Below are 17,476 nucleotides of genomic sequence, written 5' to 3' on the forward strand. Positions count from 1 at the left end.
TGAGCGGCGAGGTCCCGAAGGGCTCTGTAATAAGCGAGGGCGGGGGAGCCGGCCAACCGCGCTCTAGTGGTGCCCATTAACTGCAAGTGGGGGTTGTCCAGGCCGACAGCCGTTGGCAGAGTGTCCGCACTGCTTCGGGCAATTCGGGGAACCTCAAAACGTGAACCACCAAAATCTGTCTTCCTTCATCTGGTCCGTGGCTGATCTGCTGCGGGGCGATTACAAGCAGTCTGACTACGGCAAGGTCATATTGCCCTTCACGGTGCTTCGGCGCCTGGATTGCGTTCTGGAGCCCACCAAGGCGAAGGTGCTCGCTGAGTTCGAGGCGAAAAAGAAGGCGGGTCTAAATCCCGACCCGTTCCTACTCCGCGCTTCGGGCCAGAGCTTCTACAACACGTCCGATATGGACCTCCGCAAGCTGATGGGCGATCAGGACCACATCAGCCAGAACCTTTATGCCTATGTTCAGGGGTTCTCGCCTGCGGTGCGTGACATCTTCGAGCGGTTTAGCTTCTCAACCCAGATCGACAAACTGGCGAAGAGCGGGCTGCTTTATCTTGTCACTGAAAAGTTCGCTGGCATTGATTTGCATCCCGAGGCCGTTGACAACCATGAGATGGGGCTGGCGTTCGAGGAGTTGATCCGCAAGTTCGCTGAGTTGTCCAATGAAACGGCCGGCGAGCACTTCACGCCCCGGGAAGTCATCCGCCTGATGGTCAATCTGCTTTTCGTCGAGGACGACGACATTCTGTCCAAGCCCGGCGTGGTGCGCACCATCTATGACCCCACCGCAGGGACCGGTGGAATGCTGTCCGTGGCTGGCGAACACCTCGCGGCGCTGAACCCACAGGCCCGCCTCACGATGTTTGGGCAGGAGCTAAACGACGAGAGCTATGCGATCTGCAAAGCGGACATGCTTATCAAGGGTCAGGATGTAGCCAACATTGTTGCTGGCAACACCCTATCCGAAGACGGCCACACTCAAGCGAAGTTCGACTACATGCTCTCTAATCCGCCGTTCGGGGTGGAGTGGAAGAAGGTAGAGAAGGAAGTCCGCAAGGAGCACGAGAGCCAAGGTTTCAATGGTCGCTTTGGTCCCGGTCTTCCGCGTGTGTCCGACGGTTCACTACTCTTCCTCCTGCATCTCCTCTCCAAGATGCGCCCGGCGCAAGACGGCGGCAGCCGCTTCGGCATCGTACTCAATGGCTCGCCACTATTCACAGGCGGTGCGGGGTCCGGCGAGAGCGAAATCCGCCGATATCTGCTGGAGAACGATCTGGTCGAAGCCATCATCGGTCTGCCGACTGATATGTTCTACAACACTGGTATTTCCACCTACGTCTGGATTGTCTCCAACCGTAAACCGGCCCTGCGCAAGGGAAGGGTGCAGCTGATTGACGCATCCTCGTTCTGGCAAAGGATACGCAAGAGCCTTGGCTCCAAGCGCAAGGAGATGAGTGAGACGCATATCGCCGAGGTGACGACGCTATTCGGCTCCTTTGTCGAGGCTCAGCTAGCGACGGTGTTCGACGCTGAGGGCAAGGAGACTAAGCGGCAGGTAGTGCGAGAGGGCGGCAATCCGCCGCTCGCTCCCGAAGGTAGCCGCGTAAAGCTTGCGCCGCTATCCCGTATCTTCCCGAACGAGACCTTCGGCTATCGCACGATCACAGTGGAGCGGCCGTTGCGCGACGAGAAGGGCGAAGTCGTGATCGGTAGCAAAGGCAAACAGAAAAGCAATAGTGCACTTCGTGACACTGAGAATGTGCCACTTTCGGAAGACGTCGATACGTACTTCAAGCGGGAGGTGCTGCCCCATGCGCCCGATGCGTGGATCGATCACGAGAAGACGAAGACAGGGTACGAAATCCCCTTCAATCGGCATTTCTATGTATTCGAGCCGCCGCGCCCGCTGGCCGAGATTGATGCCGAGCTGGCGCAAGTAACTGCCCGTATCACGGCGATGATTGAGGGGCTGGCAGCATGAGCTTACCTCAATACAAGAGGTACCGGCAAAGTGGTGCTGATTGGCTCGGCATCATCCCTGACCATTGGTCAGCCGTGCGTGTCAAAACTGTCTTTGAAATCCGAAAGAGGATCGCTGGGGAGCTCGGCCACGATGTCTTGTCGGTAACACAGCAGGGACTGAAAATTCGAAACACAGACAGCAACGACGGGCAACTGTCCATGGACTACTCAAAGTATCAGCTTGTTGAGCCTGACGACTTTGTCATGAACCACATGGACCTTCTGACCGGGTACGTCGATGTATCGAAATTCCATGGTGTAACGAGCCCAGACTACAGAGTTTTCACTGCCCGAAAGAAAGAAGTCTCATTAAAGTTCTTCTTATATTTGTTTCAAAATGGCTATCGGCAAAGGATTTTCTATGCTTTCGGGCAGGGGGCGTCCGGGCTTGGACGTTGGCGAATGCCGACGGATAGCTTCAACGACTTTATTCTTCCTGTCCCACCGCTTTCCGAACAAACCGCTATTGCAACTTTCCTCGATCATGAGACGAGTAAGATTGATGCGCTGGTGGAGGAGCAGCAACAGCTAATAGAACTGTTGAAGGAGAAGCGGCAGGCCGTCATCTCCCGCGCGGTTACCAAGGGTATCGACCCGAACGAAACTATGAAGGACCCTGGCGTCGAGTGGCTCGGCGAGGTGCCAGAGCATTGGGACGTCATGACACTACGTCGGCTTTCGTCAAGAGTTCAAACGGGCCGAACTCCAACGACAGAAAATCCTGCCGCAGACACGGAAGGCCTACCTTGGTTCACTCCGGGAGATTTTGGAGGCGACTTAAGGCTATCGACGGCAGCGAAGAACATCTCTCACGCTTGTGTGGAAGCAAATGACGCCAATCTGTTCCCACCGGGGAGTGTATTGATTGTCAGCATAGGGGCGACGTTGGGTCGCGTCGGATTTTCTGACCGCTTGTGCTCCGGAAATCAGCAGATAAATGCTGTGCCTCCATGTGACGCGATGAAGGGCCTATTCCTTGCCTATTCCCTTTCCGTAAAGGCGGAGATGATGCGTTTTCTTTCTAACGCATCGACTATTGGCATCATGAACCAAGAAAAGACTAAGGAAGTTGTTCTGGCTGTTCCACCATTATCTGAGCAAAGTGCAATCGTGGAATTTCTAGGTGCGACCACCCATAGCCTCAACGCGCTGGCGGAAGAGGCGGAGAAGGTCATTGCGCTCCTCCAAGAGCGCCGTGGCGCGCTTATCTCCGCCGCCGTCACGGGCAAGATCGATGTACGCGGGTTGGTGGAAGCCCATGTGCCCATTCCTGATGTGGTCGCCGCATGAGCCTGCATAAGGAGATCAGCTTCGAGGACGAGATATGCGGACATCTCGCCGCGCACGGCTGGCTCTATGCTGAAGGTGATGCGGCTCTTTACGACCGTGCTCGCGCTGTCTTTCCTGCTGATCTGATGGCGTGGGTACAGAACACTCAGCCCACCGCGTGGCAGACGCTTGCCAAGAACCACGGTCCCAGCGCGGAGGCCGTGTTGCTCGACCGCATCCGCAAGCAGCTCGATGATCGCGGCACACTCGATATGCTGCGACACGGCGTGGAGCTGATCGGGTTGCGCCAGCCGATTGCGCTGGCTCAGTTTAAGCCCGCTCTGGCGATGAACGGGGACATCCTCTCTCGCTATGCGGCGAACCGGCTGCGCGTGGTGCGGCAAGTTCGGTATTCGTTAGCGAATGAGAACTGCCTCGACCTCGTGCTATTCCTGAATGGGCTGCCGGTCGCCACTGTCGAACTCAAGACCGACTTTACCCAGAGCATCGACGACGCCATCGACCAGTATCGCTTCGACCGCAACCCGCGACCGAAAGGACAGGGGGTCGAGCCGCTGCTGAACTTCCCCAGCGGGGCGCTGGTGCACTTCGCGGTAAGCAATAACGAAGTCCACATGACGACGCAGCTTGCCGGTCCTCCGACCGCTTTTCTGCCCTTCAACAAGGGTGACCATGGCGCGAAGGGCAACCCACCCAATCCAGCCGGTCACCGCACCAGCTACCTCTGGGCCGAGGTCTGGCAGCGCGACAGCTGGCTGGAAATTATCGGGCGATATCTGGTCACCCGGCGCGACGACAAGAAGAAGATCACCAACATCATCTTCCCGCGCTATCACCAGCTCGACGCTACTAGGAAACTGCAAGCCAAGGTTCTGGAGGAAGGCGCAGGGGGCAAGTTCCTGATCCAGCACTCGGCAGGCTCGGGCAAGACCAACTCGATTGCGTGGTCCGCGCATTTCCTCGCCGACCTCCACGATGCCAAAAACGAGAAGCTGTTCTCCACCGTCATCGTCATCTCCGACCGCAATGTGATAGACGCCCAGCTCCAGGACGCGCTGTTCGACTTCCAGCGGACTACGGGCGTCGTTGCCACTATCAAGTCCGAAGGAGCTAGCAAGAGCGGGCAGCTCGCGGAGGCGCTTGCGGCGGGCAAGAAGATCATCGTCTGCACCATCCAAACCTTCCCGTTTGCGCTGGAGGAGGTTCGCAAACTGGCGGCCACCGAGGGCAAGCGGTTTGCGGTGATTGCCGACGAGGCGCATTCCTCGCAGACAGGTGAAGCGGCCGCAAAACTCAAGCAGGTGCTGTCGCCGGAGGAACTTGCCGAACTCGGAGACGGCGGCGAGGTCAGCACGGAAGACATGCTGGCGGCCCAAATGACGACCCGCGCCAGTGACAAGGGCATCACCTACGTGGCCTTCACCGCCACCCCGAAGGCCAAGACGCTGCAACTATTCGGGCGGCCACCAAAGTCTGACCAGCCGATTGACGAGAACAATCTGCCCGCGCCGTTCCATGTCTATTCGATGCGTCAGGCCATTGAGGAGGGCTTCATCCTTGACGTGTTGAGCAACTACACGCCCTACAGACTTGCCTTCCGCCTCGCTAACAACGGCAAGGAATGGGACGACAAGGAGGTCGAGCGTGACGCGGCGCTAAAAGGTATCATGCGCTGGGTCCGGCTGCATCCCTACAACATCAGTCAAAAGGTCCAGATCGTCGTCGAGCATTTTCGCGAGAACGTTGCACCTTTGCTGGAGGGGCGTGCCAAGGCGATGGTGGTGCTGGGAAGCCGCGTCGAGGCGGTGCGCTGGCAGCTTGCCATAGAAAAATACATCAAGTCGCGAGGCTACAAAATCGGAACACTTGTGGCCTTTTCGGGCGAGGTGAATGACAGCCAGTCCGGCCCCGATGCCTTCACGGAGACCAGCAAGGCACTTAATCCCGGCCTGAACGGGCGGGACATCCGCGATGCCTTCAAGGGCGAAGAGTTTCAAATCCTGCTGGTGGCTAATAAGTTTCAGACAGGGTTCGACCAGCCGCTGCTCTGCGGCATGTATGTGGACCGGCGTCTCGCCGGCATCCAAGCTGTGCAGACACTCTCGCGGCTCAACCGTGCCCATCCCGGCAAGGACACCACCTACGTGCTGGATTTCGTCAACAGTTCCGAGGAAGTGCTGGCCGCGTTCAAGACCTATTACGACACGGCGGAACTGGAAGGGGTCACCGACCCAAACCTAGTTTACGATTTGCGGGCGAAGCTCGATGCGTCGGGCCACTACGATGAATTTGAGGTAGACCGTGTCGCGGCCGTTGAGATGAACCCCAAGGCCAAGCAAGGTGACCTGATTGCCGCATTGGAGCCCGTTGCGGACCGTCTCCTGAAGCGGTTCAAGCAAGCGCAGGAAAAGCTGCTGACGGCACGAGCGAAGAAGGACGACAAGGCGGGCGAGGAGGCCAACGGCGAGATCAGTGCGCTAATCCTGTTCAAGGCCGACATGGGCGCATTCCAGCGCACGTACAGCTTTCTGTCGCAGATATTTGACTACGGCAACACCGCCATCGAGAAGCGTTTCATGTTCTATCGGCGGTTGATCCCGCTGTTGGAGTTCGGACGGGAGCGCGAAGGTATCGACCTGTCGAAGGTGAAGCTTACCCATCATAGCCTGAAGGATCAGGGTAAACGACAGTTGCCGCTTGGAGATGGTGAAGCACCCAAACTGCCGCCGCTGTCGGAGGCCGGTTCGGGCTCGCTGCATGAAAAGGAGAAAGCGCGGCTCGAAGAGATCATCGCAAAGGTGAACGATCTGTTCGAGGGTGATCTGACCGATGACGATCAGCTAGTGTACGTGAACAACGTGATTAAGGGGAAGCTGCTGGAATCCGAAGAACTAGTACTCCAGGCGAGCAACAATACAAAGGCGCAGTTCGCCAACTCTCCGACGCTCTCTAAGGAGATCATGAACGCCGTCATGGACGCGCTAGCGGCTCACAGCACCATGAGCAAGCAGGCCATCGATTCAGAGAAAGTACGAGAGGGTTTGAAGGACGTATTGCTCGGACCAGCGCAACTTTACGAGGCATTGAGAGATCGGGGCGGCCAGCAAGGTCACGAAATGCCAAAAGGCAGCTCATAAGAGGAGATCAAATTACCCGATGGCCAATAAATTACGATGGCATAGCCGCTCATCAGACAGTTATTCCCTCGAATTGTGAACTGAAGGTTCTGTGCTAGTGGCCAAGGCGTTCAAAGAATCATTTTCATCTATCGACGAATTGAACACAGCGACACCGGAGCAAGTCGGTGTAGCCTTGGTTCTGCATATGCAGACGGAAGGCAACCGCTTCTCTCCTCATAATTTTCAAGGCAGCATAAATAATTGGTACGGCAATCAGGGTTCACCGAGTTGGCTGATGCAGCGCGTATCCGAAGGGATGCAGTGGGCACTGCAATTCTTGCTAGTCGTACCGGACCTAAGCCAAATGGCCGGGTCATGGTATGTCTTAAGCCGAGCCGGCGCGGAGTTCGACCCAGGTCGCGACATTGAACGCCTAAGCCTCGAACGCCTTCTGCCTGCATTCATGATGCATCCGAAAATCAGGGACGCCTCAATCGAGATTTTCAAAATAGGCCGCTACGACGCCGCCGTTTTCGAAGCGTTCAAGGTTGTAGAGAGCGAAGTGCGAGAGGCCGCTGGCTTTGCCCCGGAATCTCATGGCATGGCAATGGTGGCTAAGGCCTTCAATGCTGAGACGGGGCCTTTGACGCTATCGACAGATCCGGCCGGTGAACGGCAGGGTATGCAGCAGTTTGCGGCTGGCGCGGTCAGTGTGTTCAAAAACCCACGAAGCCACCGCAATGTTGACTTGGCTGATCCGAAAGAGGCGGCTGAGATGCTGATAGTTGCTAGTCACCTTTTGCGGGTCATTGACAGCCGTAGGGCATTGGTCGCCGCGGTCAATACTAACAAATAGCCTCTGCCGGTCCCGCCGGGCTTGTCAGCCGGAAGCCGGTGAAGCGGCCCCCGACTCGATCGGAGGACTCCGTTCCGGCAATTTGTCAAATACTTTCCTGGAAAATTGTGTTAGAATCACCAAATCAGCCCGGCAGTATTTGCCGACTTCAGAGGACTGAATGAACGATATCTCACCACGCCAAAAGGTTGTCCTCGCGGCTCTTGCCGCGGAACAGTCCAGCTCGTTTGCGCCAGTGCAGGTGCAGAAGCTGTTTTTCCTCCTAGATCAGAACATCGCCGCTGATTTTGGCGGCCCGCAATTCAGTTTCGAGCCATATGACTACGGTCCGTTCGATCGCGCCGTTTACTCCGAATTGGAAGCGCTTGCTCAAAAGGGCCTCGTGGCCATTGAGGCGGCGCCCGGCGCCAGTCGGCGGAAATTTTCACTAACAGCGGCCGGATACGATGCCGGGCGGGCCGCCTTCGCTCAGCTTAGCGATCGAGCGCAGGAATACTTGACGAGGGTGTCCGCTTGGGTCCGCTCGCTTAGCTTCGCTGAGTTGGTTGGTTCGATCTACAAGCAGTATCCGAGCATGAAAGCCAATTCTGTATTCCGAGGCTAAGCCTTTGGCATCGGCACGTCGCTCGGTTTGCCCTTTCCTTCGAGTATGTCTCGAAACGACGCCATATGCTTTGTAGCTTCGGCTACCATGTTCTGGTGTTCAGCCAGTTCCGCGTCGTCGAGCATTCGCGCCCTCAACTTTCCTTTTTCGCGGGCAAGCACAGCGATCGTAACAGGCTCTTTAATTCCCCCTGGATTTACCTCGCACGCATGTTGAAGCGCCCATAGGGCGGTGAAGATGCCGCCTTGAAGAGCCGGCGCTTCATCGCGCCAGTAGACCTTCCTGAGCAGTGCAAGGAACGGATCGGTTATCGATTGACCGCTGCCAGTTGATGCAAACCACAGATCGTCAACTTTCTTGATCTCGGGTTGGAATAGTCCCCGGCCACCTGGAAACTCGCAAAGCGACGGTTGATCGTTGGCGGGATACGCGACCATCGCCGCAAATTCCAAATTGTTCATAGCGTGGGTCTGATGGAAGTCGGCGATGCCGGCGCTCGCGAGAATCTTCCCGATTTCTATCTCGGACTTTCCCGAAAATGATTTGCCGTCCCACAATTTCTGGGTCACCGCAGAAAAACGCTGCATATGGCCTACGGCTCCTGTGCCGGCCACAATGACATTCTCTCCAACGATCTCTATTTTTTTGCGAGTGGATTGCTCAATGAATCGGTTGCCGCCACCGTCTCCGAAAGTGGCTGAACTATCTGCACCAATGACGACGCCGTCTTTACAGCGAATACCCACGATGGCCGTCACGTGCGGTGGCCTCTAATTGACACTTCAGCTGCTTACCCGGTGCTTACCTGCCCCAAAGCAGAGAAAGCGTCGAAAGGCTAAATCGTTGAAAATATTGGCGCACCCGACACGATTCGAACGTGTGACCTTTGCCTTCGGAGGGCAACTAAGCCAAGTTTCGTGGGGTTTACCAACTCCCGACCCTAAAACTCAATAGAATAGCCGACTGCGAGAAACGATAGGGTACGCCCGACCCCCAGGTCAAGGCCAGATAGTCAGCGTTGCGCGTGACCGAGATGTGACGAATGCGGTCAAGCTCAGGGGGCCGGGGAAAACCACGGCCCCAACCCTGTTAGATACCCACTCGAAAAATTTTACAATTTTCGGAATGCGATCACCGGCGCCGAGGCGTGTCATGGGTGATTCTATTCAAGAAACAAGTGGTAGCTACCACTACCAAATTCGGTAGGGTGTCTGCTATCTTGCACAACCTAACGTAATAGGTGCGCTTTCCATAACGCTAAACAGTGAGACTGTCGCTTTGCGCAATACACTCATCGTATTCCTTGGGATGACGCGAGTATTCTGGAAACTGCGCTTTCAGTTTACCTATTTAGATTTTCTCGTTCGCCGTAGCGCGTTCGGCGCCAAGCTTCGATTGAATGAAAACAAAACTGAGACAGGCACATTTCTGCGGCTCAGCGCATCCACGTTCCTAGCCATATTCGTCACTGTTTCATTCGCTGCAATCACTCAATCGTTGGACTCGTTATTTGACGATCTCTACAAGCGCACGGGCCTAACGATATTGAACGACACATATTCCACACTTCTCGCTACCATAGCGGGAATGGGTGGCGTGTTCATCGGGTTGTATTATGCAGCGACCATTGCGATTTCAGGTGCGATTTATGCTCGCGTACCCAACAATATTAGGGACTTGCTGGCTAAAGAGCGTGTCGGCAACGTGTACATGCGGTTCTTAGCGTTGTTAACTTACTCAAGCGTAATACTGCTCTCAATGAAGGCCGCGGGCTTCGCACCTAACAAACTAGCAGCAATATTGGTGTTGCTTGGGGCAGGCATTTCAGTGATTGCATTCGTAAAACTTGGTGCGCGTGCTTTCTATCTTTTCGACCCGACGAGCTTGGCGAGCGAACTTGTTGAGCAAATTAGGCGGTCATACGTTCTAGTCGGTCCCCGCCAATTTCGTTGGCTGGACCCATCCTTCCAAAGTCATGCCTATCAAACAGCAAGACTAGCTCTCGATACCGTCGAAACATTGACCGAAATTACCGGCAAGGAAGGCCGGCTCAGCGGACAGCCCTATGTCACCCTCTGTCAGCATCTCCTTCTTTTGCTCGGAGACTACAACTCATCAAAAAAGAAAATCCCTACAGATAGCCGGTGGTATCCGAGACAATATACACATGCCGATTGGTACCAGACCGATGACAGTAGTACTTCTCTAACTTACCAAGGAACTGGACGACTTGACCCCAAAGAGGTGAGCGACACGCAGTGGCTTGAGTCATCAATCCTTTCAATCACGCATTCCTGCCTCGCCAAGAACGTGAGTGATAGTCGCTACGACCTTGCCTCTCTGCTAATTCGACGAATCGATTCTTATGCACGCTCGCTCGCAACTGCGCATGAAGTGGACATAGCGTTTAACGTTCTCAACGATCTCACGACAAAGTGCGCTGATACATTATTCAGTAAGAAGCTCGAAAACACTGAATTTGAATCTCTGGAGGTAATAGCACTCGCGGATGCCATGGCATCCATCCCAATAACTATATTTCTCGCCTATGCCGAGGCCGTCATAAGAGATAGTTGCGCCGTTCTTGCAGCGAACATGAAAGCGATAAATTGGAAATCGCGCAGCGGCATATACGAGCGCGGTCTCCCGCGACACCTTCTCGTTCAACTTGAATGGTCATACCCCCGAGTTAACTTTGAGTATCGCTCAGAGTCTTTCAGGATCAGTCCAGATTGGTATTTATTTGAATTGGTGCGCCGGAGTTCTTCTGAGAATCTGAAGGTCGCTCTCAACGTTCTGATAATGACGGCACAGGAAATGTTTGACAAATGGTTGGCCCTCGCAACCACGAACGAGCTCTATTGGGTTAAAGCCACGATTATCAACCGAGAAACAGAATATTGGGCAAAGGTTGAATACCAGTTTTATCGGCTGCGCCAGCATTGGAATGAACTAAGTGCCGACCGGCGAATAGACGATCTTCCTTGGCCGAAGATTGATTTCAAGTTACTTGAGGATAGCAAGACGCGCCGTAGCAATTTCCTCCTGAAACTAATGGCGGAAGAGGCCACCCGATTGGGGGCTGTGACACGGCCAAATTCCTTCCCCGATTTCGCGGGCCAATTCCTTCATGCGGTTGGCGAGAAGCTGCTGGCCTCTCTCATTGGTAACGACGCTGATATGGTCGATGAAAGCTTTGGCTATTTTTTTGCGAGCAGCTTGATGCAATACGATCAACTCAGAGCCAAGGCGAATTTCGACGATTGGCGAGGATTGGCCGCGATCAAAGTCGCGATTGCTCCGATCTTGGATCTTATGAGTTTAAGTGGATATGGCCTCCTTCTGGCAGAGGTTCACGAAAACCCTAGGCTTTCAGGAACCATCGCTCGCGTCTGGAATGAATATTTGGATAGGTCGAAAGGTAGCGGTCAAAATATGCTCGGGCTTTTGACGTCGGCAATCTCAATAACTGATACCGCGTTCGAGATAGCACACCGGTCGCTTATTAGGACGGCGTGGGGTCTATCGGTTTCGCAGGAGCTTCGTAAGATCAAGAGACGCAACATTCGGGATCGAGGACAGTTCTTTTCAGATCGAAGCGTAGCAGACCACAAAAGCCCTCTCGTCAGGGTCCTTGCAGAAGATGAATACGGCACGTTCTACGATGGCATCGACGTTTTCATTGAGATGCTCGTTAGGAAAAGAGATGATGGAGCAAACTTTGCGAGTAAGGCTCGCCGTTGTGATTTGGGTGAGGCCATCGCTCGGGAAGAGCAGCGAATGAGTAGGGCCGCTGTTGATCTTGATAGCGCGCACGAACCAGAGAACAATCATGATTAGACTGGCCCAGAGACCAAAATCGATTAAGCGCTCAACATTGCGCGTCGCGCGGCATTTTCCTAGCCTGCGAGAGGATTTGGGTCCAGGCGCCTCGATGTTCATGCGAGACATTCCGTTATCAATTATGCCGATTAGGGCAAGGGATGCGGGTACATACAACGCAAGGATCATAGGCACCAACCACGAAGTAGAACGGGCGACCGCTTTACTGCAATCTCTAACTCGGTACGCGCGTACCAACTTAAAGGAGCTAGTTGGCGACGCCATAACGGAGATAGCGACAAATGTCGCTTGGTATGGAAGGGCTCCCTACGAGATTTCGAATCGTGACGACGTTCGCTTGACGAGCTTCACACCGCGCCGTCTTTTTGTAACGCCTTGGCTTTGCGTGCAAGCCGTGCCCCGTACTGACAGAGAGAGTTGGAAAGAAGCTTTCATTCTTATTCCGAGGCGCGATCTCTGGGTCGTGGAGGTGCCTAAGGCGCTGGGCGGATACCATGGTTACCGAAAGATTCTTCGGGAGTTGGCTCGATTTCGTGACACGACCCCAAAGTTCTGGATGAAGGACTTGGAGCGGCGCCAGACGGACTCTCATTTCAACTTCGTTGAATATAGACGAGAGGTGGAGATATACGAATGTCGAGTAACGCGGCGCTGGGGTTGGAATCGTCGTGATTTTAGTTCACGAAACTGGACTGAGTTTGCACTGTTTTATCGAGTTATGACGTTTAGATGGGCTCAAGCAACACTAAGAGAACATATTCTGCTCGAATTGAACCTGCTATTGAGCCAACTCCGCATCAAAGCGAAGATCAAAGTCTCCGGGTTGCCGACGCCCGAAAATATCCTTGGTCTTAGGAGCGAAATGGTATTTGGCAACGTCTCTTATTCTAAGGCTTATGAAATGATGTCAATATAGTGGTCATCAAGAGGCGACTTGGATTGATGTATCGCGTTTGAAATAAAGACAGATGCGCGCTCGTGTTCGAGGACGGGGCGCTAGGCCCGCCCTTCCGTAGGTTCTCGCTTCGCCACAGCGGCTGAAGATTGCTGAAATGGCATAGTGCGACCAATTCGCTCAGCGTTCGCGCCGACGATAGGCGCACCAGCCTTGGCGAAGGAATGCGTCGATGCGTTTCGTTTCGGGCAATAGCCCACGCCTGTTTATTGTTACGGTGTCGCGGTATCGAATCAGGAGGAGGTCTGCCAGAGTGACCTTGGCGAGCGCCCGCACGTCGTTCGGTATGAGTATCCGATCGAGCTCGGTCTCAATATGCCGCGCCCATCGTTGAGCATCAATCTTGTTTAGGAAGGATTGGGTACGGGCTTGATAGCCTAGGCGTCGGACTTGAACCTGCCACTTGCCGTTACGAAAGCGTAGGGTCGCCATTGAAAACTCCTCTGTTGTGACCAGCGTGTGACCGGCCGTTCTGAGGAGCTTTTGAGAATCCATCATCAACGAGATAAGTCGTTGATACATCGGGTTTAAGTAGGTGGCGCACCCGATAGGAGTCGAACCTATGACCTTTGCCTTCGGAGGGCAGCAGAGAGTTACTGTTGGCCCGGATGGAGATGTCGCTCGGCATGGGCTTTCCAGCTCTGTCTCCACACAGCATCGGATTTGCGCGTGAGCATTGCGCCCCTCGCCACCGCGGTCGCCTCTGGATCACCTTCCAAGACCCGGCCGACCAGATCGGGTGACAACCAGGCAAGATGGATCAGGTTGCTGACGTAGTTGTCGGTGATGTTCTCACCAATTGCAACTTGCGCCATAGACTGCGATTTGCCCGTCGTGAGATGTTCGAACCAGATCGAGGCGCGTGCGACGGCCTTTACGACAACGGCGTCAGGTGTCTTGCCAGTTTCCTCGAAAACGAGTTTGCCGGACCCGCCACCGGGCGCGGCTGGAACAGCCGCCTCGAGTGAAATGATGTTATCTTGGCCGTCGTCCTGGGATGGCTCCACGAATGTGTCAGTCAACATCGCCAGTAACCGGTCTCGCTTGATGGAGATATTTAGGCTTGTGGGATTGACAGTTACGCGCGCAAGAAGATCGGCAACATTTTGCGCCATGGGTACGGCGGATGTCGGCGAATCCGCAAGCATGCTTGCCATCCCAAGAGCACGGCCAATCTCCGCCGGGCGACATTGCGTTTCGCGAAGCAAGCGTGATATCTGAGCTTTATCCGTCAGAAAGCTTTGCAGTTTCGTCAGCACCAGCTCGTCGATCGTGGCGGCAGGAAGCCAGAGTCTTGGGACGCTAGCCGCTGCGACAGAACGCCCGGTCCCCTCTGATGTCACGTAATATCGGTAACGCTTGCCGTTTTTGGTCGCATGGCTGGAGACGAGCCGATTGCCGGCGTCGTCATAAATGAGCCCCGCGAGCAGGCTTTTACTCTTTGCGTTGGTCCTGGTCCGATTTTCGTGATGGTTGGCCGCAAGCTGGGCCTGGACGGCGTCCCATGTCGCGGCGTCAACCAGGGGCGGATGCTGGCCAGGATACCGGACACCTTTATGCTCGATCTCCCCGATATAAAGAGGGTTCGACAGGATTTTGTAGAGGTGACCACGGGCAAAGGACAAGCCGCCGACCGCGCGGCCTCGGGGCGTCGCATATGGCTTGGTCGTGAGATTGAGGCGAACGAGTTCGGCCTGGACCCGCTGGACGTTTTTGAGTTTGAGAAACAGGTCAAAGATCGTTCGGACGGTCTGGGCCTCCGTTTCATTGATGGTGAGGGTGCGTTCCTTTCGGTCATAGCCGATGGGTACCCAGCCTCCCATCCACATGCCCTTCTGCTTGGACGCGGCGATCTTGTCGCGGATCCGCTCACCCGTCACTTCGCGCTCGAACTGCGCAAAGGAAAGGAGGACGTTGAGGGTCAGGCGGCCCATCGACGTTGTGGTGTTGAATTGCTGGGTGACCGAGACGAACGAGACGCCGGCCGCGTCGAAGATTTCGACGATTTTCGCGAAATCCGCCAATGACCGGGTAAGCCGGTCCACCTTGTAGACCACGACCACGTCAATCAAATGGGACTGGATATCGGCCAGCAACCTCTTGAGAGCCGGCCGTTCCGTCGATCCCCCGGAATATCCACCATCGTCATAAAGAGCGGGAAGGGGAGTCCAGCCCTCATGCCGCTGACTCTTTATATATGCGTCACAGGACTCGCGTTGCGCATGCAGGGAATTGAAATCCTGTTCCAGTCCCTCTTCGGAGGATTTCCGGGTGTAAATGGCGCAGCGAAAAACCTTGGTCCAGGGCGGGGCCGGGTTACGCATTTCGTCCGCTCCTCGTAGACTTCACTTTTGAAACAGGCACGGTGCCGACGTCAGGATTTGCACGCGAGCTGGTTCGCCGCGGCCCCGACGCGTTCTTGTTCCCAGATGGCGCCCGTTTGATGCCAAAGAAGGCAAACCCGTTCCAGTTGGTACCGGTGATGGCATTGGCAACGGCGGAGAGTGACTTGTAAGTCCGACCGTTCCACTCGAATCCCTCCGCCAATGCCGTGACGGCATAGGTGGTGTTTTGCCATTGCCGGATCATCTGCGTGCCGGGCTTAATGCGGTTGCTGCCAAGCATGGCATTCGCATCACCAGTTCGCACGGCGTGGGCGATTTCCCGGAGCCGACGTTTTGTCGCGACCGATAGTCCACCATAGGCCTCGACCTGCATTTGATATGCCACGGCCCGAGCCAAAAAATTCCGGCGCAATGACTTGGGAGCGGGATGGCTGAACAGCGTCTTCCAGCGATTCCGCAGTTCAAGAAGGCTGAGAGCGGGCAATTGCCCGATCTCAGCCTCTAAAGCGGCATCATCGATCGTGCCACGCGACATCCGATCAAACCTTTCGCGCCGCCGCCGTCTTTTTGGTCTTGGCGGCGTTGGCCGTGCCGATGCGGTAGGTTCTGACACCGTCGATTTTCTCGGACAGGAGCGGGAGTTTCAGCTTCTTGCGCACCGTGCCGGCGAGAAATCCCCGCACCGAGTGCTTCTGCCATTGCGTCTCCTTGACCAGGGCATCCAATGTCGCGCCGCCTGGGCGCTGAAGCAGGGCTACGATCCTGTCCTGTTTGGAGTCTGTTTTGATTTGATCGGACGATGATTTGGTCGCCCTCTTGGAAACGGCAGTAGTCTTCTTTGCGTCTGATCGCTTGGCGCGGCCCGGCCACTCGCTCGACTTGGCTTCCGTGGACACATCGGCGGCTGCGACTTCACCGGGATCGGCCGCGGCATTATTGTCCGGCGCCTCGGCAACATCCTGGATCTCGATCGCTCTTAGGCCGGCCTTGGTAATCCGCAATGAATAAGGCCTCTTGTCGTCGCCGCGCCGCCATACTGGCATGTCATCCTTGGCGCGAAGCTCTTGCAGGAGCTTTTCGCTCAAGAGCCTGTCGACCACCTTCTTTGCGGCACTGCCTTTGAGGTTTGCTGGCAGAACCGCCGCATGGTCGGTTCGTTGCGAAGCCGAAGACAGAATCAGTAGTTGAGTATCGGAGAGCTTCATAAAATCCTCCTTCAAAGGTCGTGCGGCATCATCGCCGCCACGACCGCAACCCCGCGGGAGGCGCAAGCGCCGGCGGGGAGGAGGCTTAACAAAATGACCCTCAGCTTTGTTGAGCGATCCGGTTGATCAGGCTCGCGGCATTCAGCAGCGTTGTTGCCTCATACAAAAGTTGCTCCATGTCGAGTGCGACTTCGAGGCCCTTCTCGTGAAACCCGGCGCCCGCGCAAGCGTCCGCTGCGCGTCCTATTCCCGCGGCTTTATCGAGCCGGCTACGGATTTCGGTTAGGTAGGTCTTGATTGTTGCTTCGACTAATTGTGCGTCCATCGCAGCCAACTCCTTTGTTGCCACCACACATGCTTCCCGTGCCGGCGAAGTCGAGCGAAACCAGAGCAATCTTGTTGCTCATTTTAGCGCATACCAAGCATCTCTGGATCCAAATCAAGAATGTCTTCGTTAAAGCGAGGAAAACTTCAAAAATGCGCCTGAGTGTCGGATTGTTGCGAAGCAAATCCCCTGTGCTACAAAGAACTTTCCAAAATCGGGAGTAGAAGTTGGCTAAGAAGTTCAAAAAGAAAATCGCTCGTCGTGAGTATTCGAAAGCCGATGTCAGAGAGCTTCGAGCTCACTCCAAAGCGAGAACACCTGTCGACAAGATTGCAAAGTTGACCAAGAGAACCGTGGGCTCTTTGCGCCAAAAGGCGCTTAAACTTGGCATTGGTCTCGGTCATCAGCGTTAATTGAGAGGCGGATCATCTCACCCACTCCGATCCCGCAGCAGCGCGGTCATCGATTGGATGCGGTGCGGATCGGCATCGAGACATCGACATCCGCGTGATTAAGGCCGAGCTCAAACGAGTTCGCTCGCCGCGCTCTATAGCGGACATGCATGGCTTAAGCGGAGCCGCGTCGTGAACACGCGGTTCGTTTACCAAGCTGACGGGAAGAGAGCTCACCCCTCTCAAGGTCAGGGCCGCGCGCAGATAGTTGTTGAACCCAAGCAGGAATTGCCGTTTGAAATTGCACGGGGGAGCGAGGGGGGAGCGGCGAAGAGTAGCGGGGGCCCCAGGCCAGTTAACGCCTGCAATCGAGGCTTGACGAGTTTTGCAAGACAAATTGAGGAGAAAACGACTCGCCGTCGCATCTCGCCTAGGTCCGTTATTGAGGGTAGAACGAACTCAGCGTTTTCATTGCCTGAGGTCCGAGTCTGACCCACAGCAGAACTCGCGGTCGGGT

At 55.3% G+C, this 17,476-nt stretch carries 14 protein-coding genes; 8 read left to right on the top strand and 6 right to left on the bottom strand.

Annotation, left to right across the window (positions count from 1 at the left end; all coding sequences use genetic code 11):
* The first annotated feature begins 160 nt into the window (after positions 1 to 160).
* The 5 genes from V1289_RS21945 to V1289_RS21965 all read left to right on the top strand — a co-directional run bounded on the left by V1289_RS21945 (position 161) and on the right by V1289_RS21965 (position 7,894).
* Positions 161 to 1,984 carry a type I restriction-modification system subunit M gene (locus V1289_RS21945; protein ID WP_334398798.1) on the top strand — a complete coding sequence of 608 codons (1,824 nt, stop codon included), beginning with the start codon at positions 161 to 163 and terminating at the stop codon, positions 1,982 to 1,984.
* A complete protein-coding gene (locus V1289_RS21950) occupies positions 1,981 to 3,315 on the top strand; it encodes a restriction endonuclease subunit S (protein WP_334398799.1) in 1,335 nt (444 codons plus the stop codon). The genes V1289_RS21945 and V1289_RS21950 overlap by 4 nt, the downstream gene beginning before the upstream one ends.
* Positions 3,312 to 6,452, top strand: a complete 3,141-nt coding sequence (locus tag V1289_RS21955) for a type I restriction endonuclease subunit R (protein ID WP_334398800.1) — start codon at positions 3,312 to 3,314, stop codon at positions 6,450 to 6,452. The genes V1289_RS21950 and V1289_RS21955 overlap by 4 nt, the downstream gene beginning before the upstream one ends.
* Positions 6,453 to 6,549: 97 nt before the next feature.
* Positions 6,550 to 7,290 (top strand): TIGR02391 family protein, encoded by a 741-nt coding sequence (locus V1289_RS21960; protein ID WP_334398801.1) that lies wholly within the window; start codon positions 6,550 to 6,552, stop codon positions 7,288 to 7,290.
* A gap of 160 nt (positions 7,291 to 7,450) precedes the next feature.
* On the top strand, positions 7,451 to 7,894 hold the full coding sequence (locus V1289_RS21965) for a hypothetical protein (protein ID WP_334398802.1): 444 nt from the start codon (positions 7,451 to 7,453) through the stop codon (positions 7,892 to 7,894).
* Here the strand turns inward: V1289_RS21965 and V1289_RS21970 are convergent.
* The gene (locus V1289_RS21970; protein WP_334398803.1) at positions 7,891 to 8,652 is read right to left on the bottom strand and encodes a hypothetical protein; all 762 of its coding nucleotides are present in this window, start codon (positions 8,650 to 8,652) and stop codon (positions 7,891 to 7,893) included. The two genes, V1289_RS21965 and V1289_RS21970, sit on opposite strands and share 4 nt — an antisense overlap.
* 520 nt (positions 8,653 to 9,172) lie before the next feature.
* Here V1289_RS21970 and V1289_RS21975 point away from each other — a divergent pair.
* Together V1289_RS21975 and V1289_RS21980 are read left to right on the top strand one after the other, a co-directional pair.
* Positions 9,173 to 11,734 (top strand): hypothetical protein, encoded by a 2,562-nt coding sequence (locus V1289_RS21975; RefSeq protein ID WP_334398804.1) that lies wholly within the window; start codon positions 9,173 to 9,175, stop codon positions 11,732 to 11,734.
* Positions 11,727 to 12,653: a hypothetical protein gene (locus tag V1289_RS21980; RefSeq protein WP_334398805.1), complete on the top strand. Its 927-nt coding sequence runs from the start codon at positions 11,727 to 11,729 to the stop codon at positions 12,651 to 12,653. The genes V1289_RS21975 and V1289_RS21980 overlap by 8 nt, the downstream gene beginning before the upstream one ends.
* A gap of 159 nt (positions 12,654 to 12,812) precedes the next feature.
* Here V1289_RS21980 and V1289_RS21985 read toward each other — a convergent pair whose 3' ends face one another.
* The 5 genes from V1289_RS21985 to V1289_RS22005 all read right to left on the bottom strand — a co-directional run bounded on the left by V1289_RS21985 (position 12,813) and on the right by V1289_RS22005 (position 16,591).
* Complete coding sequence (locus tag V1289_RS21985; protein ID WP_334398806.1) at positions 12,813 to 13,124, bottom strand: hypothetical protein; 312 nt, start codon at positions 13,122 to 13,124, stop codon at positions 12,813 to 12,815.
* Between the two features lie 161 nt (positions 13,125 to 13,285).
* Complete coding sequence (locus V1289_RS21990) at positions 13,286 to 15,016, bottom strand: recombinase family protein (RefSeq protein ID WP_334398807.1); 1,731 nt, start codon at positions 15,014 to 15,016, stop codon at positions 13,286 to 13,288.
* On the bottom strand, positions 15,009 to 15,572 hold the full coding sequence (locus V1289_RS21995) for a DUF2924 domain-containing protein (RefSeq protein WP_334398808.1): 564 nt from the start codon (positions 15,570 to 15,572) through the stop codon (positions 15,009 to 15,011). The genes V1289_RS21990 and V1289_RS21995 overlap by 8 nt, the downstream gene beginning before the upstream one ends.
* 4 nt (positions 15,573 to 15,576) lie before the next feature.
* Positions 15,577 to 16,242 carry a DUF3489 domain-containing protein gene (locus tag V1289_RS22000; protein WP_334398809.1) on the bottom strand — a complete coding sequence of 222 codons (666 nt, stop codon included), beginning with the start codon at positions 16,240 to 16,242 and terminating at the stop codon, positions 15,577 to 15,579.
* Positions 16,243 to 16,342: 100 nt separating this feature from the next.
* Positions 16,343 to 16,591, bottom strand: a complete 249-nt coding sequence (locus V1289_RS22005; protein ID WP_334398810.1) for a hypothetical protein — start codon at positions 16,589 to 16,591, stop codon at positions 16,343 to 16,345.
* Positions 16,592 to 16,794: 203 nt separating this feature from the next.
* Here V1289_RS22005 and V1289_RS22010 point away from each other — a divergent pair, with 203 nt between their 5' ends.
* Complete coding sequence (locus V1289_RS22010) at positions 16,795 to 16,980, top strand: hypothetical protein (RefSeq protein WP_334398811.1); 186 nt, start codon at positions 16,795 to 16,797, stop codon at positions 16,978 to 16,980.
* Positions 16,981 to 17,476 lie beyond the last annotated feature (496 nt).

It is taken from the genome of Bradyrhizobium sp. AZCC 2289 (assembly GCF_036924615.1).
Lineage (GTDB): Bacteria > Pseudomonadota > Alphaproteobacteria > Rhizobiales > Xanthobacteraceae > Bradyrhizobium.